At 44.7% G+C, this 21,966-nt stretch carries 18 protein-coding genes; 10 read left to right on the forward strand and 8 right to left on the reverse strand.

The window, feature by feature from the left end:
* Positions 1-30 precede the first annotated feature (30 nt).
* A complete protein-coding gene (locus ACOJR9_RS14420; RefSeq protein WP_420936145.1) occupies positions 31-1,113 on the forward strand; it encodes a LysR family transcriptional regulator in 1,083 nt (360 codons plus the stop codon).
* A gap of 65 nt (positions 1,114-1,178) precedes the next feature.
* On the opposite strand, the gene lpdA is transcribed toward ACOJR9_RS14420, so the two are convergent.
* From lpdA to ampD, 6 genes are all read right to left on the reverse strand, one after another.
* On the reverse strand, positions 1,179-2,600 hold the full coding sequence (gene lpdA, locus ACOJR9_RS14425; RefSeq protein WP_420933626.1) for a dihydrolipoyl dehydrogenase: 1,422 nt from the start codon (positions 2,598-2,600) through the stop codon (positions 1,179-1,181).
* A 142-nt stretch (positions 2,601-2,742) separates the two neighbouring features.
* Positions 2,743-4,836, reverse strand: coding sequence for a pyruvate dehydrogenase complex dihydrolipoyllysine-residue acetyltransferase (gene aceF / locus ACOJR9_RS14430; protein WP_420933627.1), 2,094 nt, complete (start codon positions 4,834-4,836; stop codon positions 2,743-2,745).
* Between the two features lie 26 nt (positions 4,837-4,862).
* Complete coding sequence (gene aceE, locus ACOJR9_RS14435; protein WP_420933628.1) at positions 4,863-7,538, reverse strand: pyruvate dehydrogenase (acetyl-transferring), homodimeric type; 2,676 nt, start codon at positions 7,536-7,538, stop codon at positions 4,863-4,865.
* 186 nt (positions 7,539-7,724) lie between these two features.
* On the reverse strand, positions 7,725-8,471 hold the full coding sequence (locus ACOJR9_RS14440; RefSeq protein ID WP_420933629.1) for a GntR family transcriptional regulator: 747 nt from the start codon (positions 8,469-8,471) through the stop codon (positions 7,725-7,727).
* Positions 8,472-8,810: 339 nt separating this feature from the next.
* A complete protein-coding gene (ampE, locus tag ACOJR9_RS14445) occupies positions 8,811-9,719 on the reverse strand; it encodes a beta-lactamase regulator AmpE (protein WP_420933630.1) in 909 nt (302 codons plus the stop codon).
* A gap of 135 nt (positions 9,720-9,854) precedes the next feature.
* The gene (ampD, locus tag ACOJR9_RS14450) at positions 9,855-10,394 is read right to left on the reverse strand and encodes a 1,6-anhydro-N-acetylmuramyl-L-alanine amidase AmpD (RefSeq protein ID WP_420933631.1); all 540 of its coding nucleotides are present in this window, start codon (positions 10,392-10,394) and stop codon (positions 9,855-9,857) included.
* 214 nt (positions 10,395-10,608) lie between these two features.
* On the opposite strand from ampD, the gene ACOJR9_RS14455 reads away from it, so the two are divergent.
* From ACOJR9_RS14455 to ACOJR9_RS14495, 9 genes are all read left to right on the forward strand, one after another.
* The gene (locus ACOJR9_RS14455; RefSeq protein WP_420933632.1) at positions 10,609-11,127 is read left to right on the forward strand and encodes a retropepsin-like aspartic protease family protein; all 519 of its coding nucleotides are present in this window, start codon (positions 10,609-10,611) and stop codon (positions 11,125-11,127) included.
* A gap of 32 nt (positions 11,128-11,159) precedes the next feature.
* The gene (gene nadC, locus ACOJR9_RS14460; protein ID WP_420936146.1) at positions 11,160-12,014 is read left to right on the forward strand and encodes a carboxylating nicotinate-nucleotide diphosphorylase; all 855 of its coding nucleotides are present in this window, start codon (positions 11,160-11,162) and stop codon (positions 12,012-12,014) included.
* Between the two features lie 404 nt (positions 12,015-12,418).
* Positions 12,419-12,844: a pilin gene (locus tag ACOJR9_RS14465; RefSeq protein WP_420933633.1), complete on the forward strand. Its 426-nt coding sequence runs from the start codon at positions 12,419-12,421 to the stop codon at positions 12,842-12,844.
* A gap of 88 nt (positions 12,845-12,932) precedes the next feature.
* Positions 12,933-14,144: a type II secretion system F family protein gene (locus ACOJR9_RS14470; protein WP_420933634.1), complete on the forward strand. Its 1,212-nt coding sequence runs from the start codon at positions 12,933-12,935 to the stop codon at positions 14,142-14,144.
* Between the two features lie 198 nt (positions 14,145-14,342).
* Positions 14,343-15,290 (forward strand): prepilin peptidase, encoded by a 948-nt coding sequence (locus ACOJR9_RS14475; RefSeq protein WP_420933635.1) that lies wholly within the window; start codon positions 14,343-14,345, stop codon positions 15,288-15,290.
* Between the two features lie 258 nt (positions 15,291-15,548).
* A complete protein-coding gene (coaE, locus tag ACOJR9_RS14480) occupies positions 15,549-16,166 on the forward strand; it encodes a dephospho-CoA kinase (protein ID WP_420933636.1) in 618 nt (205 codons plus the stop codon).
* Between the two features lie 254 nt (positions 16,167-16,420).
* Positions 16,421-17,173 carry a cell division protein ZapD gene (gene zapD / locus ACOJR9_RS14485; RefSeq protein WP_420933637.1) on the forward strand — a complete coding sequence of 251 codons (753 nt, stop codon included), beginning with the start codon at positions 16,421-16,423 and terminating at the stop codon, positions 17,171-17,173.
* Between the two features lie 356 nt (positions 17,174-17,529).
* Positions 17,530-17,757 carry a DNA gyrase inhibitor YacG gene (gene yacG / locus ACOJR9_RS14490; RefSeq protein WP_032097484.1) on the forward strand — a complete coding sequence of 76 codons (228 nt, stop codon included), beginning with the start codon at positions 17,530-17,532 and terminating at the stop codon, positions 17,755-17,757.
* A gap of 21 nt (positions 17,758-17,778) precedes the next feature.
* Entirely contained in the window at positions 17,779-18,660 is an 882-nt protein-coding gene (locus ACOJR9_RS14495) for an aspartoacylase (RefSeq protein WP_420933638.1), read from the forward strand.
* A gap of 148 nt (positions 18,661-18,808) precedes the next feature.
* On the opposite strand, the gene mutT is transcribed toward ACOJR9_RS14495, so the two are convergent.
* Together mutT and secA are read right to left on the reverse strand one after the other, a co-directional pair.
* Entirely contained in the window at positions 18,809-19,201 is a 393-nt protein-coding gene (mutT, locus tag ACOJR9_RS14500) for an 8-oxo-dGTP diphosphatase MutT (protein WP_420933639.1), read from the reverse strand.
* On the reverse strand, positions 19,201-21,912 hold the full coding sequence (secA, locus tag ACOJR9_RS14505; RefSeq protein ID WP_420933640.1) for a preprotein translocase subunit SecA: 2,712 nt from the start codon (positions 21,910-21,912) through the stop codon (positions 19,201-19,203). The genes mutT and secA overlap by 1 nt, the downstream gene beginning before the upstream one ends.
* Between the last annotated feature and the right edge of the window lie 54 nt (positions 21,913-21,966).

Here is a 21,966-nt window from a genome sequence, read left to right on the forward strand (position 1 = left end):
GGCTAAATTCGGGATTTAATGGAGACGATGATGCGCCCACACGATTTAAATTTATTGATGATTTTTGATGCCATCATGACGGAAGGTGCGATCACACGTGCAGCAGATAGACTATCGATGACCCAACCCGCTGTATCGAACGCCTTATCAAGAATGCGCACCGCATGGAAAGATGAGCTGTTTGTAAAAGACGGTAGAGGCATACAGCCCACGTCTTACGCAAAAAACCTATGGAGTCAAATTCAAGGGCCACTGGGTGAACTTGAAGTGGCGGTCAACCCCACCGACTTTAATCCGGCCACTGCTAAGCGTACTTTTCGTATAGCTGCTACAGACAGCATTGTTTCCATGGTGTGGGGGCCCCTTCGAAAGGTTATTGAGAATGAGGCGCCGGGAATTAATATTCACGCTATTCCAAATTACGATATGGAAACAGACAAAATATTAAAAGACGCCGAGGCTGAACTAACGTTTTCAAAGCATCAAGAGCCTGATTCGGTAATACGTGCTGAGCATGTGCTCGATCCAAGCTGGGTAGTAGTAATGCGTCCTGATCATCCTCTTGCTGCATCTCAACTCACGCTAGATGACTTTGTGGCGGCCGATCATTTACTGGTATCGGTCACTGGCGATGTCACCGGCCCAACCGATCAAGTATTGGCTAACCTTGGGCTTAAAAGGCGTGTTGCCATGTCGGTTAATCAGTTTTATAACGCCGCACCTTTATTAAGAGAAAGCAACCTTATCTGCGTCGCGCCTTCACTGGTATTAGAAAAAGAAATATGTTCTGGCGAGCTGGCAGTGTTTGAAACGCCTGTGGAAATTGTCAGCTCGCCACTTTCGGTAATGTGGCACAAAAGGCAAGATCAAGACGCTGGCCTGCAGTGGTTGCGAGGGCTGGTTGTGAAGTTTACCCGCGAACGAGCTCAGCGCCATGAACTATTGCTGTCCCAGTGCTGTAGAAAGGCATACTGCGAAGATACGGTGAAACGCCTCATGGCACAGCGCAATATGGATAGCAGTGAGTTTACTTCAGCGCATTTGCAAACTGCCAACGATGCCATAGCGGCGCCTAATGTCGAACCAGGACCAAAAGACAAGGTCATTGCGTAGAGTTTATTTCCTCAAAAAAAAAACCCGCTCATTAGCGGGTTTTTGTTACATCAGAAAAAAGTGATTTATTTCTTTTTCTTTGCCTTGGGGTTTGGCAAATCAGTGATGCTTCCTTCGAATATTTCAGACGCAAGACCAATTGATTCGTTTAGCGTAGGGTGAGCGTGGATAGTCAGTGCAACGTCTTCGCCGTCAGCACCCATCTCAATAGCTAGGCCAATTTCACCAAGCATTTCGCCCGCGTTTGTACCTACCATTGCACCACCAATCACGCGACCAGATTCTTTATCGAAAATCATCTTGGTCAAACCATTAGTGGAATCCTGAGCAATCGCGCGGCCTGATGCTGCCCACGGGAACGACGCTACTTCATAATTTACGCCCTGCTCTTTTGCTTCTTTTTCAGTTAAACCAACCCAAGCAACTTCTGGCTCAGTGTAGGCAACTGAAGGAATGGCACGTGGGTCGAAGTAGTGCTTCTGACCAGCAACCACTTCTGCAGCAACATGGCCTTCATGTACCGCTTTGTGTGCAAGCATAGGCTGACCTACAAGATCGCCAATGGCAAAGATATGCTCTACGTTAGTACGCATTTGTTTATCAACATTGATGAAACCGCGCTCATCAACGTTAACGCCGGCTTTATCAGCACTTACTAGGTTACCATTTGGCTTACGGCCAACGGCTACAAGTACTTTATCGTAACGTGCTGGCTCAGCAGGTGCATTTTTGCCTTCAAAAGTAACGTACAAACCATCATCTTTTGCTTCAACCGCCGTTACTTTGGTTTCTAGCATGATGTTGAATTTTTCTTTGTAGTCTTTCATGAATACTTTCATGATGTCTTTATCGGCAGCAGGGATTAGCTGGTCTAAAAACTCGACTACATCAACCTTTGAGCCAAGTGCTTCATACACTGTGCCCATTTCAAGACCAATGATACCACCACCAAGTACTAGCATTTTCTCTGGAATATCTTTCATTTCCAAAGCGCCTGTTGAGTCGATTACGCGCTCGTCTTCTGGAATAAATGGTAAGCTGATTGGCTCAGAACCTGCAGCAATAATCGCTTTGTCAAACGTAATAGTAGTAACGCCGTCGTCGCCCTGCACTTCAAGGGTGTTGCTGCCTGTGAACTTACCGTAGCCTTTTACATGCTTAGTTTTGCGCATTTTAGACATACCGGCAAGACCGTTGGTAAGCTGCTTAACAACGCCGTCTTTGTAGTCACGGATCTTATCCAGATCAATCTTTGGCTCACCAAAGCTAACGCCATGACTTGCCAAGTGCTTAGCTTCTTTAATTACCTTTGCAACGTGAAGAAGTGCTTTTGATGGAATACATCCGACATTAAGACATACGCCGCCTAATGAATCGCGCGAATCTACGATAACTGTTTCAACGCCTAAATCGGCCGCACGGAATGCTGCAGAATAACCGCCAGGGCCGCCGCCCAGTACCACTAATTGCGTTTTAATTTCGCTCATTGTGAACCTCAATCCTCTTTTTTGATTATGCTAACACGCGTTGCTTACACACATAGGTGCTAGCATAACCTAAATACCGCCCTAAGGGCCTATAAAATCGTCAAAAATGTTAACCATATTGTAAACATTTTACGATTTTTTTTTAAAGTATAATTCTACGTAAATCAGTTAGATTGGCCGCTACTTCTGCAGCGAACCTTGCACCTACAGCACCATCAATAACACGGTGGTCGTATGACAAGCTTAACGGAACCATTAAACGAGGCTCAAATTCACTGCCATTCCACTTAGGTTTCATCTCTGATTTTGAGACCCCTAAGATACCCACTTCTGGTGCATTCACAATTGGCGTAAATGCGGTACCGCCAATACCGCCTAGGCTAGAGATAGTAAATGTGCCGCCTTGCATATCGGAAGATTTCAACTTGCCTTCACGTGCCTTCTTAGAGCTATCAATTAGCTCTTGAGACAGTTGCTCAATGCCTTTTTTGTTTACATCTTTGATTACTGGCACAACAAGGCCACCAGGCGTTTCTACCGCAATACCGATATTGATGAACTTCTTAATGATCAAGCTTTCGCCATCATCAGATAACGACGAGTTAAACACCTCGTATTTTTCTAGCGCTTTCGCTACGGCTTTCATAACAAAAACAAGTGGCGTGATCTTTAAGCCAGACTTTATTTTTGCATGATAAGCATTCTGCTCTTTACGGAATGCTTCAACGCCAGTGATATCAGCTTCATCAAACTGAGTAACGTGTGGAATAGTAGCCCAGTTACGATGTAAGAACGGCCCAGAAATTTTCTGGATACGCGATAGCTTCTGCTCTTCAACTTCACCAAACTTGCTGTGATCAACAGGTTTAACCGGCACAATTTGAAGTACATTGTCACCTACAGGTACATTACCTGACGAGGCAGCCGTTTTAGGCTTAGCCAATTCAGCTTTTACGTACTCTTGAACGTCTTCTTTCAAAATACGATTCTTACGACCAGAGCCTTTTACCAAGGTGAGGTCTACACCAAATTCTCTCGCTACTCTGCGCACAGATGGCGAAGCATGCGCTTTACCGTCATTGCTTTCTTTGTCAGAGCCAGAATCAGAGCCTGTGTCTGCTTTAGCTGGCGCTGGCTTTTGTGCTGGCGCTTTAGACTTTTCTTCCGTCTTTTTATCTGCAGACTCTTTACTAGAAGAGTCTGACTGCTTCGATGCTTCAGGCTTGCTTTCTTCATTCGCCGAAGAGGCTGACGCGCCACCACTCGTTTCTAACTTCACCACTAGTGTGCCTTGCTTAACCTTGTCACCCGTGGAAATAAGCACTTCTTTTACCGTACCTGCATGGGTTGATGGCACATCCATGGTGGCTTTATCGGTTTCAAGGGTGATCAGGCCATCTTCTTTTTCAATGGTATCGCCAACAGACACAAGTACGTCGATAACATCGACTTCACCGTCTTCACCAATATCAGGGACAGATACTTCAATTACTTCACTTGATGATGAATCTGAAGAGGCTGCGCTTGATGACTTAGCTTCTTTTTCGGCGCTATCTGAAGAATCAGTGCTCGAGCTTTCCGTGCTTTCAGGTGAGTCAGAACCGCTGACCTCAAGCTTGATAACTACGGTGCCTTCTTTAACTTTATCGCCATTGCTAATTAAAACTTCTTTTACTGTACCAGCGTGAGTGGACGGCACGTCCATTGTCGCTTTGTCAGTTTCTAACGTAATAAGGCCATCTTCTTTTTCGATGGTATCCCCTACTGCAACAAGCACGTCAATAACGTCAACTTCGCCATCTTCACCAATATCGGGTACGGCAACTTCAATCACGTTGCCGCCTGAAGACTTGGCAGAGTCTGATGTTGATTCAGACTCTTCTTTAGGCGATTCGTTTGAAGATGACTCACTGTCCGACTCGGCGTCTGCTGAGCTACTTGCCTCAGAATCATTAGCTTCAGAATCATCAGCGTCAGAGCTGTTTTCCTCAGCACCAGCACTGGTTTTGATTTCGCCGATAACATCGCCTTCTTTAATCTTGTCACCCACGGCAACAGATAGGCTCACTATTTCGCCTTCAAACGGCGCAGGAATGTCCATAGACGCTTTATCGCTTTCTACCGTCACAATCCCTTCATCTGCCTCTAATGTGTCACCAACGGAAACACACAGTTCGATAACTTCAACTTCGTCACCACCAACATCGGGAACGACAATCTTTTGAATATCTGACATATGTAAAATACCTTATGTGTCTGTGGCTACGCGTAAAGTGGGTTTAGCTTTTCAGCATCTATTTCAAAGCGCTTGATAGCCTCTGAAACCACTTTTTTCTCAACGTCACCCCGTTGTGCTAGTTCGTACAGTGATGCAACTACGATATACGATGCGTTCACTTCGAAATGCGTACGCAAGTTTTCACGGCTGTCACTTCTTCCGAAGCCGTCTGTTCCTAAACAGCGGTATTGTGTGTCAATAAACCCGCGAACTTGGTCAGAATAGTTCTTTACGTAATCTGTTGCAGCAATAGCCGGGCCTGCATCTTTGGTGATCACTTGGCTTATATACGGCGTTTTTTGCTCCGCTTCTGGATTAAGCATATTCCAGCGAGACACGCCCTGTCCTTCGCGAGCCAGCTCGTTAAAAGACGTTACCGAGTAAACATCAGAAGACACATCGTAATCGTCACTCAGAATTTGTGCCGCTTTACGCACTTCATTCAAAATAGTGCCCGAGCCCATCAACTGAACATTGTGCTTAGCTTTCTTGCCTTCAACACGCTCTAGCTTATAAATACCTTTGATGATTTGCTCTGCAATATCGTCATCTTCAGGCATCGCAGGGTGCTGATAGTTTTCATTCATTAACGTGAGGTAGTAGAAAACGTTTTCGTTTTCACCGTACATACGGCGCAAGCCATCTTGCACGATAACCGCCACTTCGTAGCCATACGTTGGATCGTACGTTACACAGTTAGGAATTAAGTTAGCCTGTACATGTGAGTGGCCGTCTTGATGCTGCAGACCTTCACCATTAAGTGTTGTTCTACCTGCTGTAGCACCTAATAGGAAACCACGGGCCTGACTATCTCCTGCTGCCCATGCTAAGTCGCCAACACGTTGGAAACCAAACATGGAGTAATAAATATAGAAAGGTATAGTGGTCGCGTTACACGTTGAGTAAGACGTACCCGATGCCACCCAAGACGCCATAGCGCCTAGTTCGTTAATACCTTCTTGCAGTACCTGACCTTTCTTATCTTCGCGATAGTAAGCTACTTGGTCGGCATCTTGAGGTACATATTTCTGGCCTTCATTAGCGTAAATACCGACCTGACGGAACAAACCTTCCATACCGAATGTACGGGCTTCATCAGGAATAATTGGCACAATGCGCTTGCCAATTTTCTTATCTTTAAGCAGCGCGTTAAGTACACGTACAAATGTCATTGTTGATGAGACTTGACGGTCGCCAGACCCTTTTAAAATAGCGTCAAAGGCTTTTAACTCTGGTACTTCAAGCTGCTCTTCTGCTTGCTCTCTACGCGCAGGCAAATAACCGCCAAGGGCCTCACGACGCTCTTTCAGATACTTAAGTTCTTCACTGTCATCTGGGAAGCGGTAGTACGGAAGGTCGGCAATGTTGTCGTCTTCAATCGGAATGTTGAAACGGTCACGGAACTTCTTAATCGATTCCACGTCCATTTTCTTCACGTTGTGAGCCACGTTTTGCGCTTCACCGGATGAACCAAGACCGAAGCCTTTAACGGTTTTCGCAAGAATAACCGTTGGACGGCCTTTGGTATCGATGGCTTTTTGATAGGCAGCAAATACTTTAACCGGATCGTGACCACCACGATTTAAGCGCCAGATGTCTTCATCTGAATAATTCGCCACTAACGCTTTCGTTTCTGGGTACTTGTTGAAGAAGTTTTCGCGGGTGTACTTACCGCCCTTCGCTTTACAGTTCTGGTATTCACCGTCGACGGTTTCGCCCATAAGCTGAATGAGCTTGCCTGATTTGTCACGGGCAAGAAGCTCATCCCAGTAACTTCCCCAAATCACTTTAACCACTTCCCATCCTGCGCCGCGGAATGTGCCTTCAAGCTCTTGGATAATTTTACCGTTACCACGCACAGGGCCGTCTAGGCGCTGTAAGTTACAGTTGATAACAAATGTTAGGTTGTCTAGGCCTTCGCGAGACGCTAAACCAATGGCACCCAATGATTCTGGCTCATCACACTCACCGTCACCCATGTAGCAGTATACGCGCTGCGCTGAACAGTCTTTAATACCACGGTTGGTGAGATATTTTAAGAAGCGGGCGGTGTAAATGGCTTGAAGTGGACCAAGGCCCATAGATACTGTTGGGAACTGCCAGTAATCTTTCATCAAATGCGGGTGCGGGTAAGATGATAGCCCATCGCCGTTACACTCTTGACGGAAGTTGTTTAACTGTTCTTCCGTTAAGTTACCCTCGATGAAAGAACGGGCATAAATGCCTGGAGAGATGTGGCCCTGAGCGAATATAAAGTCGCCGCCGTTGCCATCAGTTGGCGCTTTGAAGAAGTGGTTAAAGCCAACATCGTACAGCATGGCTGAAGAGGCAAAGCTACCAATGTGACCGCCAAGCTCTAAATCTTTCTTAGACGCGCGTAGCACTATCATTAATGCGTTCCAACGAATGGCAGCACGGATGCGCGCTTCGATAGTGAGATCGCCAGGCATGTTAGGTTCTTGCGCTGCGGGAATAGTGTTGATATACGCTGTTGTAGCGTCGTACGGTAAGTGAGCTCCACTACGACGAGCTTTATCAACAAGCTTCTCAAGTAAGTAATGAGCGCGTTCTACACCTTCCTCTTCGAATACAGATTCGAGTGCATCTAGCCACTCTTTAGTTTCTTGAGGGTCCACATCTTGGTGCATCATATCAGTCATGGTGCCATCCTATTTTTGCTTATATAGAAAATCCTCCTTACGCAACGTTTACACTCTGCGTTAAGGAAGAAAACTAAACTACGTTGTACTCACAGTGACCCGTTCTGGCTCACCTGCTTTAGCAGTGGCACGGGTACAACCCGACCGGCCTCTGCGAATAATTAACCGCGAGCAGCGTGCTCGAGGCTAAATTTCTAAACGACGCAACGCTCGCTGAACACGAGTGTCGCGCTGATTAATGGTTAACAGCGTTTTTTCAATAAACGCCAAATGCGTGTTACATGCTTGACGAGCCGCCTCTGGATCTTGCGACGCTATAGCGTCAACAATTTCTCGTCGCTGTTTGGCAATATCTGCCACCGCATCAGTGTGCATAGCCAGCATGTCTAAATTTCGTTCTATATTATCAACCAACATACTTTGCATGGTGCTCATTACATGAAGCAGCACCATGTTGTGCGAAGCACGCGCCATGATGATGTAAAATTGTCCTAGCGCCTCGGCCTGCTCGCGTTTACTCTCGCAGATTTTTGGCGATGGAAGTTCGTTTAATGCTTGCTTTAGCGCATCAATATCTTCTGGCTGCCCGCGCAGGGCTGCGTAATAAGCGGACATTCCCTCTAGCGCATGTCTAAATTCGAGTAGATCAAACTGGGTTTCTGGACGCCTGCTGACTAAATCCATAAGTGGATCTTTCATTGCAGCGTTAAGATTACGGTTTACAAACGTACCGCCACCTTGCTTTCTTTCTACCAGACCACGAGCCTGCAGATTGCCAATCGCTTCGCGCAAAGAAGGACGAGATACGTCGAACTCTTGTGCAAGCTCCCTCTCTGGCGGCAATTTTTGCCCCGCCAACAGAGAACCATCAAGGATCATAGATTCCAGTTGCTCAGTGATAACATCTGCTAGTTTTTTTCGCTGCTGGCGCATGCGGCCTCGAGTTCCTGTTGTGAAATCCTTCGCTCTAAATAACAGCCATGAATACACTTAATTTTTCAAAATAATGTAAACTCAGCCAAAATTGGTAATACCATTTTACCTATACAGTTTAAGGCAGATCGATTTAGAGGTAAACACTCTCAAGCATAGCAAACCTGACTCACTTTGCAGCGTGTTAAGCTTTATTGTTGAATTTGTTAAGAAAAATAGTTAAGTCACGACTGGTCTGATGAGAAAAAGGAGAGCAACATAAAGGCTAAAGCATCTGATCTAGCAGCATTTTTTTACTAGACCAAATTTTTATATGATTTTAAATGTTAAAAATAGTGGTTATGCGAGACTGCCAATTACCGTGAGTGCTGACGTAACAACCAGTAAAAAAATAACATTACGTTTTGCTAACTTTACAAGTACCTTAGGTTCAATCGCTGCATTTTCGGCCTGTAATGCCTGTTCTTCAGGCGTTAGCATTTCGGCTTTCGCGGAAATAATGGTCAACACATCATAGGCAGATATATCAAGTTGCAACGCATGTTTTATCCACTCAGGCAGTGCTCTTGAAAAATGGCCCATCATTAACATGCCAAATGCGGTAATGCGCACGGGAACGTAATCTAGGGCAAACATAAGGCGCCCAGCGGTTTCACGCATGGGGTGATTGACTGAACACAGCGCTTCGGTAGTACTTCTACTCAGGCTATAAAATAATGCGCCAGGCGCGCCAAACGCTATAAACCACAGCATAACAGCAGCGTAATGCTGATAGTTAAGCCACGTTAAATGTTGTCCAAAGCTTCGCCCTTGGGATTGGGCACTGTTGTCATTACTGCCTTCTTCATTGCTTGCGCGTTCACTGGTAGCACTAACGCGCTCCTTTGCGCAATGGCCCAATTGGTCGGTATACATACTGCAAGCTTGAAGATCATTTCGCTCAGCCGCGTTTAAGAAGCATTTGTAAGTTGCCCTTAGTGCAGGACAACCAATACAAATGAATAGAACAATGCTTTGCTCGATAAACGTAAGGAAAGCACCGAAAATAAAATATTCTATTCCTGCGAGTACAAGAGCGGGGGCTAGCATGCACAGATACAATGACGCAGACTCGTTCTTTTCAGACAACCAATTCTTTTTTATCAGCCATTCGCGATATTGACTGGCGTATTGTTCAATATGCCAGCGTGGCTCTTTACTTACCAATCGCTCTAAACTTAATACTAACAGCAAACTCATTAAAATCATGTGGTAGATCGCTTCCATTTATTTGACGAAGTGCATGTTCTCATTTTCAATGTTGATTAGGCCTGATTAAACACAGTGAACAAATGATCAAACACGACAGGCATTAATTTTGTTTCTCATTTTAGTACGGATGACCTACAGTAAATTGACAAGGGTTTTCCTATACCTAGCCCAATCAAATGCAACGCCAGGGTCGGTTTTTCTTCTTGGCGCGATATCATTATGACCTACGATACGCCCTAACGAGATATGAGGATAGTGCTTAACAATAAATTTGGTCAGCTTTGTCAATGCACCGTATTGCTCGTCGGTAAAAGGAAGTGTATCGGTGCCTTCAAGTTCAATACCAATAGAGAAGTCATTACACCTGCTTTTACCCTGATAAGTGGACAGACCTGCATGCCATGCGCGCTGGTTAAATGGAACAAACTGCTCAATTTTTCCCGTGCGATAGATGACACAATGTGCCGATACCCGCAAACCAACAATTTCCTTATAAAAAGGATGTTCGTCGATATTAAGCGTTCCCATAAACAAATCTCGAATTCCTGACGTACCAAATTGGGTTGGTGGTAGGGAAATATTATGAATTACCAGCAGGCTTACGTCTGTGTTATCTGGACGCGCATCACAATGAGGAGACGGCACAAAGGTCGCATTGTCGTATTTCAACATAGGGTGAAGCACCTCGGTGTGGAGTTACGTTTATGTTTGGCAGCAGAATAAACTATGAAAGGTTACATATAAGATGCCTGTTAATATAGAAGTGTTACATTGCTGTACTGGTAAAATCAATAACTTAAGCCAAAGACAAGTTTTAAAAAGCCATGAAAAAAACTATGGAAACAACTAATATAAAAGCGATCATAAGCGCTATCATGGGAAGGTAATGTCTCAAGAACACAATGAAACAAGCGCCGCAGGGAAATGGATGGTGCTACTAGCATGGGTGTGCGGATTAGGTTTACTAGTGTATGTTTTTTCCGACCTATTGGAAAAACAAGTCAATCCAAATAGTGCACCTATTTCGCAGCAAATGGGAGCGCAAATCGAAGTGCGCCTTAAACAGAACCGTCAGGGCCATTACGTCACCAGCGGCTATATTAACGGTGAAGAGGTTGTCTTTTTAGTCGACACCGGTGCGACGGACGTTGCTGTGCCAGCACACCTAGCCAGCAAACTTCAGTTGCAGGCGGGGCGGCAAGCACTGGCAAGAACCGCAAACGGAACGGTCAGAATAGCGGAATCCACCATAAACACCCTTCGCATTGGTGATATAGAACTGCGAAATGTAGAAGCAAACCTAAACCCCGGTATGCAAGACAACCATATATTGCTCGGAATGAGCGTTCTTCGCCAATTAGAGTTTACTCAGCGCGGCGATTGGTTAATATTGCGTACCCTGTAAAAAGACAAAGTGAAAAGACAACAGCAATGAAGATGACGTCACCCGATATACAAGCCATCCGCGAACAGGTATCTCAAGCACTCATTGAAGACCTAGGTGGTGAACTGAACGCCGATAACGACATAACTGCCAACCTCATTGATAAAGACGTGACAGCACGTGCCACTATTATTACGAGAGAGCCTTGCGTTATTTGTGGCGTTGCTTGGGTAAACCAAGCGTTTGCCTTAATTGACGAGTCGGTATCGGTAACGTGGCATGTAAAAGACGGTGACCAGGTTGAAGCCGATACGGTGTTAGTGAGCTTGTCTGGCTTTGCTAGAGCTATTCTTACCGCTGAGCGCACCGCACTCAACTTTTTACAGACCTTATCAGGCAGTGCAACGGTAACCGCTTCTTACACCAAGCATTTAGCCGGTACGAACACCAAAATTCTTGATACACGAAAAACTCTTCCAGGGCTTAGATACGCACAAAAATATGCCGTACGCTGTGGCGGTGGGCAAAATCACCGTGTTGGGTTGCTCGACGCGTTTTTAATTAAAGAAAATCACATTTTCTCCTGCGGTGGTATTCACAATGCAATAAGCCGAGCAAAAGCCAACATGCCGGGTAAAACCGTTGAGGTAGAAGTTGAAAGCATTGAAGAATTTCAACAGGCCCTTAATGCCGGTGCGGATATTGTAATGCTAGACAACTTTACTAACGAACAGATCCAGCAGGCAGTGGCGCTAAATAATGGTCAGTGTAAGCTTGAAGTGTCTGGCAATATTACTGATGAACGTTTAGCGTCGTTATCGAAACTTGGGGTAGATTATATCTCTTCAGGTGCGTTAACAAAACACGTGCAAGCGATTGATTTGTCGTTACGTATCCAGTTAGATTGAGACTGATTTTGTTTAATTTTGCTATCAACAATTGCTGTCAATAAACTAGAAAGTTAGAAAATATACCGAAATCAACGGAAAATTTGCAGAATATAAACCTGCGACGAGCAGTTCGGCGCAGGTCAACATAGTAAACATTAAATGTTGCGGTTTGTATTGCTCAACATACTTTGCCAGTAGGAATATTTTTATACCAAAGTTCAATGACATAGAGCTGCTATGGTGTGAAAGAACGTGTCATACTGATGGCGTCAGACATAGGTATAATTCTAGATACTTGTCATAGACAAAGAAAATTCTATACTGAGCAACAAGTACCAGGGGCGTTTAAGGACGACTCGGGTATAAACGTCAATTTGAATTTATTTAAACTTAGCGTGTTATACGCGTCCCGGAGATAGACCATGATGAAAATGAATAAAACAAACCAAAAAGGCTTTACCCTAATCGAATTAATGATTGTTGTTGCAATCATCGGTATTCTTGCAGCAATCGCATTGCCTGCTTATCAGACTTATACAGCGCGCGCTACCTACAGCGAAGTAATTTCGGCATCAAGTGCTGCCAAAACAGCCGTCGAAGTATGTGCTCAAACAGGTGTGCCGGCAGATTGTAGCACGATTACCGTAAACGCTGGCTGGACTAACGCACCGACGGTCAACACAATAGCGCTTGGCGGAACTGCTGGTGGACCTTACACAATCACTGTTACTCCAAACGCAGTGAGTGGTATAGCTGCGACAGATACTCTCGTATTGACTGGCACTCTTAACAATGGTGCTGTCACATGGGCTACAACAGGTGGCTGTCAAGCGTCTGGTCTATGCTGATATAACAACGAACAATAAAAACCCGGCAATTGTCGGGTTTTTGTTTTTTTAAATTAACTTTATCTAACCAGATTTTTGAGACAAGAGTATGGCAAAAGCTGCGGTTACATATACTTGGCAGGGCAAAGACAAAAGAGGTCAAACTCGTAAAGGCGAAGTCTCAGCGGTTTCACTTTCGGAAGCGAAAAACCTACTACGTCGCCAGGGTATTTCTGCAAATAAAGTAAGAAAGCTTGCAAAACCGCTCTTTGGTTCGGGCGCGGCCAAAATAACTGCCGCAGATATTTCTGTAACCTCACGGCAAATAGCTACTATGCTTAGCGCCGGTGTAACCCTTATACAATCTCTTGAAATGATTGCCCAAGGCCATGCGAAAGTAAGCATGCGCAAGTTGCTAGGCGAAATAACTGAAGAAGTGAAAGCGGGCAACCCGTTATCTTCAGCTCTTAGAAAACATCCTAATTATTTTGACGACCTGTATTGCGACTTAGTGTATACCGGTGAACAGTCCGGTGCACTCGAGCTTATTTACGATAGAATTGCGACCTACAAGGAGAAAGCAGAGGCCTTAAAATCTAAAATAAAAAAGGCTATGTTCTACCCAATCGCAGTTGTCGTAGTAGCCTTTATAGTAACCACTATCCTTCTGGTTTTTGTTGTTCCGCAATTTGAAGAAATTTTTAGCAGTTTCGGCGCTGAACTACCTGCCTTTACCCAGTTCGTCTTAGGCATTTCTCGATTTGTGCAAGATTACGGTATTTTTATTGCCATAGCAGTTGGTATTGCAGGCTATTTATTTGGACGAGCGTACAGGAAAAGTCAAAGATTACGCGATTCATGCGACAAGCTAGTGTTGAAAATTCCTGTTATCGGTGAAATATTAAAGAAAGCCAGTATTGCTCGATTCACTCGTACTTTAGCAACTACATTCGCAGCCGGTGTTCCCCTTATCGGTGCCCTTGAATCAGCCGCCGGTGCATCGGGCAATGCGGTATACCGAGAGGCGATACTCTTTATGCGTAAGGAAGTGGCGGGCGGCATTCCCATGCACGTTGCTATGCGTGCGACTAACGTATTCCCCGATATGGTCACTCAAATGGTATCTATCGGCGAGGAGTCTGGTTCAGTGGATGAAATGCTCAGTAAGATTGCCACTATTTATGAAGCAGAAGTGGATGATATGGTAGACGGATTAACCAGCTTACTTGAGCCTATGATTATGGCAGTATTAGGCGTGGTTATTGGTGGCTTAATCGTGGCCATGTACTTACCTATTTTCGATATGGGTAACGTGGTATAAATGCTTCTTCGACTAAGCACAGCGCCGAACTAGCAAAAAGTGCTAACAAAATTTCTCAATGGACAGTGTTAAATCACGCTGCTTAAAAAATAACAAATAACTAGCTCGCGCTTTCGCGGGCTTTTTCTAATTCTGGTAGGTATAGGTAGCGCACCAATACGTTGCTGATAACAGAATTACATTAATGGAACTGCTTTAATGGATGCAATAATTACCCTCAGTCAACTCCACCCAGAGTTCTTTTACGTGTTCGTTTTTCTCGTTAGCCTAATGGTGGGCAGTTTTTTGAATGTGGTTATTTATCGCCTGCCAATTATGATGGAACGAAGCTGGCAAGAAGAATATGATGGCTACTTTGCTGAATTAAACAGTGATACCGACACTGGTACTAGCGCCAATAGCGGTGCAGGAAACAACAGCGCTGCTAATGGAAACTCAGCTGTCACTGATGCCCCCCCTTCTCCGTTCAACCTAGTCAAGCCTGATAGCACCTGCCCTCAATGCGGTCACACCATTCGCGCGTGGGAAAATATTCCAGTACTCAGCTATTTGTTTTTAAAAGGTAAATGCGCCAATTGTAAAACAGGCATTTCCCCTCGCTATCCGCTGGTTGAGCTTTTTACTGCTATTGCCTGTACGTTTACTGCATATCACTTTGGGCCAACGTCCCAAGCCGTGTGGGCCATTTTAATTACCTATGTACTTATTTCGCTTATTTTCATCGACGTGGACAAAATGTTGCTGCCAGACCAACTGACGTTGCCACTGCTTTGGCTTGGTTTACTGTTAAGCACAAGTGGTGTATTTGTTGGCACTACCGACGCCATCATTGGCGCTGCTGCAGGGTATGTAAGCTTATGGTCTGTTTATTGGCTGTTTAAGTTAGTGACTGGCAAGGAGGGTATGGGCTACGGCGACTTTAAGTTGCTGGCTGCGCTTGGAGCCTATACTGGCTGGCAGGGCCTTCCAGTTATTATTTTGCTCTCTTCTTTTGTGGGCGCCATTATTGGTATTGCTATTATGGTGATACAAAATAAGGGGAAATCGCTAGCGATTCCTTTTGGACCTTATTTAGCAGTAGCCGGCTGGCTGACGCTTTTATACAAAGACGTTATTATTACCACCTACCTTGATATGGTTTTGTAGCGATTAGCTAAGTTAGCTAAGCTTTTAGTGTTCATTATCAGTTTAACAGTCAAACTTAAAGCTCAAGCTGATGGCTCGAACTTATAACTCAAACTTATGGCTCAAGCTTATCATTCAAGAGCGGCGACGATGTCAAACAACGCTAGTTCGGTAACTATAATGTGTAACGAATAGACGTTTGCGTGACGTACTTGTTTAATGTGTTGGATACATTGATTGGTTTGGTGTGTTTATTTAACGTGTTTGGGAGAATAAAAATTGAATAACACATTTGTTGTTGGCCTAACTGGCGGTATTGGAAGCGGTAAATCAGCAGCTACCGATTTATTTAAAACCCATGGTATTGACGTGGTCGACGCCGATGAAGTAGCACGAGATGTGGTCTTACCAGGCACAATTGGGTTGCAGACTATCGTCGAGCGCTTTGGCGACAGTGTGTTGCTAAGCGATGGCACCCTTGATAGAGCGCAACTTCGCAAATTAGTGTTTACCGATAGCACTGCGAAAAACTGGCTAAATAGCTTACTTCACCCCCTTATACGGGAGCGTATGCAGCAACTGATAGCCGAGTCTTCGAGCGCTTACTGCATACTTTCTGTGCCGCTGCTTGTGGAAAACAAACTCACTGCTATGTGCAACAAAGTCGTTGTAGTTGACTGCAGCGAGAGCACTCAGCTGACTCGTGCAGTGAATAGAGATAGCAGTGATGTAGAAACCATAAAGAACATTATGGATGCCCAAGCTACCCGCGAAGAGCGTTTAAATGCGGCTGATTATGTATTAGATAACAATACAAGCTTACTATCGCTTAAGCAGCAAGTAGCAGATTTACACCATCAATTATTAACGCAAGCTTCAACTACTCCTTCTTCCTAGAGAAATCCGCACACCCTAGGGCGAGCCTTCCCTCTCTGCACATTTTTACAGTGGCTTATTCTCAAATTAGGCAAGGCAAATAGTTAAAGGCATCTTGCTGTAGCAGCTATTGATGACAATTTGCTTGTTTTTGAAACTTTTTTGCTCATTTAGTATCTAAAGACGAGTTTGGTTGGTAAGTATACTTGGCTTAATGGTCACTATGCTTTAGGCTTTACGCTTTCTCCTTACGTAATTGTATTTAAAGGATATCCATGAGCGACGCTGTATTCGAATTCCCTCTAAAGGAAAAGGTGCGTAATTACTTACGCGTAGAACAGCTGCTTGGGCAACTTAAAATTACGGCTAAGGCAGAGCAAAGTAGCTTGCAGCTTGTATTTTTTGAGCAACTCTTTGAGCTGCTTGACCTTATAGAACGCATCGATCTGCGCTCAGACCTGACAAAAGATTTAGAAGCTCACGAAAAGAGCCTCGTTTACTGGTCAAAACACCCTAAAATCGATTCTACTGCCCTTGATCATGCGTTAAAAACCGTACTGCGTTTACGTCAAAAAATTAAAACTGAAGGTCGATTTGGCAGTGCGCTGAAAGAAGACAAGTTATTAAGCTCCATAAGGCAGCGTTTCGCCATACCTGGCGGTGCCTGCAGTTTTGATTTACCCAATTTACATTTTTGGTTACATCAACCCCTTGAGCGCCGCTTAACCGAAATAGCGCAATGGCTAGATACCCTTGCCCTGTTAGATGATGCCATCACGGTAGGCCTATCGTTTATTCGCGAACGGGGGCAATTTAAAAGTACCGTTGCTGAGAGCGGCTTTTATCAAGGCGCAGCGGAAGACAAAAATGAGCTTATAAGAGTTAAATGTCGTACCGATGGAGGCTACTACCCCACCCTTAGCGGTAACAAATATCGCTATGCCCTTCGCTTTATGCTTTTTTCAAGTGATGACAGTAAAAGCGGTTCTGTAGAAGAAAACGTTCAATTCCTTCTAGCCGCCTGCTAATCTTTATTCAAACGCTTTATCGTATTACCATTCTCAGCGAAACCTTGTCGCTAAGCTTCGTAGTAAAGCTTTTAACTTGCGCTATGTAGTACATTAAATTTGTATTACGTTGGTCGAAGATAAGCGCTGTATATGCCGTTATCTGATAGCCAACTTAGCGCAGGTAAACAACATTATCAGTAATCGTTAAGCCCTAGCGTGTTTTGAATGCTACTTATTAGGAAACGATTGAGTAAGCAATGATTGGGTAAATTATGCCTGCTTATATACTTGGTGTGATTTAAGGTGTATTCACCTTTTTATGCATTTTTTCAGCGGTTGATGCCTTAGTATAAAAATTCTTTTTGGAGAGATAGATGGAAGTAAAATGTCCTATTTGTACCAAACCTGTTGTGTGGTCGCCACAAAGTGAATACCGCCCGTTTTGTAGCAAAAAATGTCAACTGATTGATTTAGGAGAATGGGCCGGTGAAGATAGAAAAATAGCCGGTAAACCTGCTCAAGATGCAACGCCTCAAGCGATGGATATAGAAGAAATAGAGGCAATGTTAGCGCAGCAGCCTAACGACTTCTTCAAGCACTAATTAACCTATTTAAGGAACAACATGATTAACCATATTGCACTGGTAGGCGGTACTCACGGCAATGAGATGAGTGGTATACAGCTAATTCAACATTGGGAAACTAACGGTATTCCTGACCAGTTTAGTGAGCTAGACGTCACGCTTTACACAGCAAATCCTGCCGCTATTGCAGCCAACGTTCGATTTTTAGAGGAAGATTTAAACCGTCAGTTTACTCCCGAAGCTTTAACAAGCGGTTCTCTTGACGCTGACAGTACGAGTGAAGAGCACAAATTAGCAAAAACGATTAACGAACAGCTAGGCCCGAAAGGTAATGCCTTTACCGACCTTGTCATTGATATACACAATACCACCAGCAATATGGGCGCGACACTTATTATTCTCGATACCAGCGATGTATACGTGAAAATGGCTCGGTACGTTAAGCACCATATGCCAGAAGCTAATATTTTAGTTGAAGACGAAAAGCCCTATGCATCTCACGGTTACTTGTGCACCACGGGTAAATACGGGGTAATGATTGAAGTCGGCGCCCAGCCTCAAGGTGTGTTGAGAGAAGACGTATTTTTAGCTACACAGAAAATGGCAGAAGTGTTGTTAGCCTTTTGTATTGCTTATAATAAAGGAGAATGTGGCGACCTAGCAGCCTGCGAGGCATTTCGACTTGGTGAGAACGTCTTCTTTCCATTAAATGATGAAGGCGACCGCACGGCTATGATCCATCATTCGTTGCAAGACAACGACTTTGTACCTTTAATGCCTGGCGCTCCCATGTTTAGGAGCTTTGACGGTAAAGACGTTGTATGGAAAGGTACTGAGCCAACCTACCCGCACTTTATCAATGAAGCGGCCTATCACAAATTAGATGTGGCCTTTGCCACCTCAAGCCTTATAGAAATCTAGCGCTGATATAAGCTCACTTTCTGATGGGAATCTGCTTTTCTATCGGGTTTACTTTTCTAATGGAATTATAAGCGTCCGATATTTAAGACCGCACACACAAAAACAGCCACATCAAGTGGCTGTTTTTTTATTCATTTCAGACAGTTTTCTATTTACTCGCTTCCATGAGCGCTTTAATAATGGCAACGTTAGCCTCGGGAAAGTCGTCGGCGCGTAATTCATTCACTGGCTGCCAGCGAGATGACTGGCCTTCTTTGCCGTGAGGCTCGCCATTAAATTGCATCACACGATGCACATCTAGCTTTACGCACTTATCGCCATAGTCATGCTCGATAAGTATCAACGGCTCGCTAGCTAGCACTTCTATGCCAATCTCTTCAGCAAGCTCCCGTTTAAGTGCATCGGTTACCGTTTCTCCGCTTTCCACTTTCCCGCCAGGAAATTCCCATTTCCCGCCTTGGTGAGCGTCCTTTGCTCGAAGGGTGGTAAAGATATCATTACCGCGGGCGACAACGCCCACGGCAACATGTACCACTTTCATTAACTTAATTTACCGTGGCACTGCTTATATTTCTTGCCAGAACCACAAGGGCACGGATCGTTACGTCCTACTTTAGGGCCATTTCTCACTGCAGTTCGCGGCGTATTACTGGCCTCTTCTGGCCGTGTTTCAGAGGCATCTTGATGTTCAAAATTCTTTGGCACATCATCGGCTTGACGACGCTGCTCTTCCACTTTTTGCACGTCTTCTTCTGCCTGCACTTTCACGCGAGCAAGGATAGTGATCACTTCCACTTTTAACGTTTCTAGCATTTGCGAGAATAACGCGAAGGACTCTCGCTTATACTCTTGCTTTGGATTCTTCTGCGCGTAGCCACGTAAGTGAATACCCTGGCGCAGGTGATCCATTGCCGCTAGATGCTCTTTCCAATGGCTGTCGAGGTTTTGCAGCATTACCGCTTTTTCAAACTGACGTAGCACGTCAGGCCCAACCACTCTTTCTTTCTCTGTGTAAGCGCCGACTACTTCATCGTGAATGCGTTCACGAAGCTTCTCTTCATAAAGCTTATCATCGTTTTCTAACCATGACTGCACCGGTAAATCCACAGAGAAGTCTGCTTTTAAGCGCTCTTCTAAGCCCTTCACATCCCACATTTCTTCAAGAGACTGCGGCGGTATGTACTCGTCTACAACGCTTGTGATAACGTCTTCACGGATAGCAGCAATGGTTTCACTGATATCGCCTTCATCGAGCAGTTCATTACGCTGCTCGTAAATTACCTTACGCTGATCGTTAGCCACATCATCGTATTCAAGAAGCTGTTTGCGGGTATCAAAGTTACGCCCCTCTACCTTGCGCTGTGCGTTTTCAATAGCACGAGTTACCCACGGATGTTCAATGGCTTCGCCACGCTCCATGCCTAAACGCTTCATCATATTGCCCATTTTTTCAGAGGCAAATATGCGCATAAGCGCATCGTCTAGCGATAAATAGAAACGGCTTGAACCAGGGTCACCTTGACGGCCTGAACGTCCACGAAGCTGATTATCAATACGGCGAGATTCGTGACGCTCGGTACCAATAATGTGTAAGCCACCAGCAGCAAGCACTTCGTCGTGCCTTTTTTTCCACTGTGCTTTAATTTTTTCTATCTGGGCTTCTGTGGGGTTCTCGATTTTCTCAATCTCGGCCTGCCAATTTCCGCCTAATACGATATCCGTGCCGCGCCCAGCCATGTTGGTCGCTATAGTGACAGCACCGGTTTTACCTGCCTGTGCAACAATGTCAGCTTCATGTTCGTGGAACTTAGCATTCAATACCTTATGAGGAATTTTCGCCTTTTTCAGAATACGCGAAATGAGCTCAGAATTTTCGATAGACACTGTACCTACCAAAGTCGGCTGTCCACGCTTAACGCAATCTTTAATGTCTTCTACTATCGCTTCATATTTTTCTTCGGCCGTCAGATAAATAAGATCAGCCATGTCTTTACGCTGCATGGGCTTATTAGTAGGAACCACTACGGTTTCTAAACCATAGATATGCTGGAATTCGAATGCCTCAGTGTCTGCCGTGCCCGTCATACCGGCCAGTTTATTGTATATACGGAAGTAGTTTTGAAAGGTGATTGAAGCAAGAGTTTGGTTCTCGTTTTGAATGCGTACGCCTTCTTTTGCCTCTATGGCTTGGTGTAAACCTTCAGACCAGCGACGCCCCTCCATAGTACGACCGGTATGTTCATCAACTATAACAATTTGGTCTTCTTTAACAATGTAATCGACGTCTTTAGTAAACAACTTGTGAGCACGCAATGCGGCATTGATATGGTGCAGCAATGAGATATTGCCCGCAGCGAATAGAGACTCGCCCTCTGGCAACACCCCTTCTTCCTGAAGAATTTCTTCTACATGAAGCTGCCCACGTTCAGTTAAGTGAATCTGTTTGGCTTTAAGGTCAATGGTGTAATCGCCATCACCTTCTTGACCTTCCTCGTCTTCTTTTTCTTGCTGCACAAGCTTAGGAATTAACACGTTTATTCTGCGATAAAGCTCTGAACTGTCTTCAGCTTGTCCAGAGATGATCAGAGGCGTTCGCGCTTCATCAATCAAGATTGAGTCAACCTCATCCACTACAGCGTAGTTTAGGGGGCGCTGTACTCTGTCTTGAGGGCTAAATGCCATGTTATCGCGGAGATAGTCAAAACCAAATTCGTTATTCGTACCGTAGGTCACATCTGCTTGATAAGCTTTGCGCTTCTCTTCAGATGACATACCAGGCACGTTGCAGCCCACTTCCATGCCCAAGAAGTTGAACAGTTGATTACTCCACTGCGCATCCCGCTTAGCAAGATAATCGTTCACGGTAATCACGTGAACACCTTTGCCTGACAGTGCATTTAAATATGTAGGCAAGGTGGCAGTAAGGGTTTTACCTTCACCGGTACGCATTTCTGAAATGTTCCCCTGATGCAATACCTGCCCGCCCAGCATTTGCACGTCAAAGTGACGCATACCGTATACGCGTTTACTGGCTTCTCGCACTGTCGCGAACGCTTCATTGAGCAACGCATCTAAGGTTTCACCTTTTTCGATACGCGCTTTAAACTCCTCGGTTTTCGCTTTTAGCGCCTCATCAGAAAGCTTTTCATACTCTGCTTCCAGTGCATTGATGGCATCTACGTTTTTACGTAATTTTTTTAATAGACGGTCGTTTCTACTTCCGAATACTTTTCTTAGGATGCTTGAAAACATTAGCTTTTTTATTCCACTACTTGTCGAGACGCCATACTAAAAGTACAGCAAAAG

Source organism: Alteromonas ulvae, assembly GCF_048987005.1.
Lineage (GTDB): Bacteria > Pseudomonadota > Gammaproteobacteria > Enterobacterales > Alteromonadaceae > Alteromonas.

What these genes read in the sequence shown, in the direction of transcription:
- ACOJR9_RS14420 (WP_420936145.1), top strand. Translation starts at nt 31, where the DNA reads ATGCGCCCACACGATTTAAATTTATTGATGATTTTTGATGCCATCATG.
- lpdA (WP_420933626.1), bottom strand. Translation starts at nt 2,600, where the DNA reads ATGAGCGAAATTAAAACGCAATTAGTGGTACTGGGCGGCGGCCCTGGC.
- aceF (WP_420933627.1), bottom strand. Translation starts at nt 4,836, where the DNA reads ATGTCAGATATTCAAAAGATTGTCGTTCCCGATGTTGGTGGTGACGAA.
- aceE (WP_420933628.1), bottom strand. Translation starts at nt 7,538, where the DNA reads ATGACTGATATGATGCACCAAGATGTGGACCCTCAAGAAACTAAAGAG.
- ACOJR9_RS14440 (WP_420933629.1), bottom strand. Translation starts at nt 8,471, where the DNA reads ATGCGCCAGCAGCGAAAAAAACTAGCAGATGTTATCACTGAGCAACTG.
- ampE (WP_420933630.1), bottom strand. Translation starts at nt 9,719, where the DNA reads ATGATTTTAATGAGTTTGCTGTTAGTATTAAGTTTAGAGCGATTGGTA.
- ampD (WP_420933631.1), bottom strand. Translation starts at nt 10,394, where the DNA reads ATGTTGAAATACGACAATGCGACCTTTGTGCCGTCTCCTCATTGTGAT.
- ACOJR9_RS14455 (WP_420933632.1), top strand. Translation starts at nt 10,609, where the DNA reads ATGTCTCAAGAACACAATGAAACAAGCGCCGCAGGGAAATGGATGGTG.
- nadC (WP_420936146.1), top strand. Translation starts at nt 11,160, where the DNA reads ATGACGTCACCCGATATACAAGCCATCCGCGAACAGGTATCTCAAGCA.
- ACOJR9_RS14465 (WP_420933633.1), top strand. Translation starts at nt 12,419, where the DNA reads ATGATGAAAATGAATAAAACAAACCAAAAAGGCTTTACCCTAATCGAA.
- ACOJR9_RS14470 (WP_420933634.1), top strand. Translation starts at nt 12,933, where the DNA reads ATGGCAAAAGCTGCGGTTACATATACTTGGCAGGGCAAAGACAAAAGA.
- ACOJR9_RS14475 (WP_420933635.1), top strand. Translation starts at nt 14,343, where the DNA reads ATGGATGCAATAATTACCCTCAGTCAACTCCACCCAGAGTTCTTTTAC.
- zapD (WP_420933637.1), top strand. Translation starts at nt 16,421, where the DNA reads ATGAGCGACGCTGTATTCGAATTCCCTCTAAAGGAAAAGGTGCGTAAT.
- yacG (WP_032097484.1), top strand. Translation starts at nt 17,530, where the DNA reads ATGGAAGTAAAATGTCCTATTTGTACCAAACCTGTTGTGTGGTCGCCA.
- ACOJR9_RS14495 (WP_420933638.1), top strand. Translation starts at nt 17,779, where the DNA reads ATGATTAACCATATTGCACTGGTAGGCGGTACTCACGGCAATGAGATG.
- mutT (WP_420933639.1), bottom strand. Translation starts at nt 19,201, where the DNA reads ATGAAAGTGGTACATGTTGCCGTGGGCGTTGTCGCCCGCGGTAATGAT.
- secA (WP_420933640.1), bottom strand. Translation starts at nt 21,912, where the DNA reads ATGTTTTCAAGCATCCTAAGAAAAGTATTCGGAAGTAGAAACGACCGT.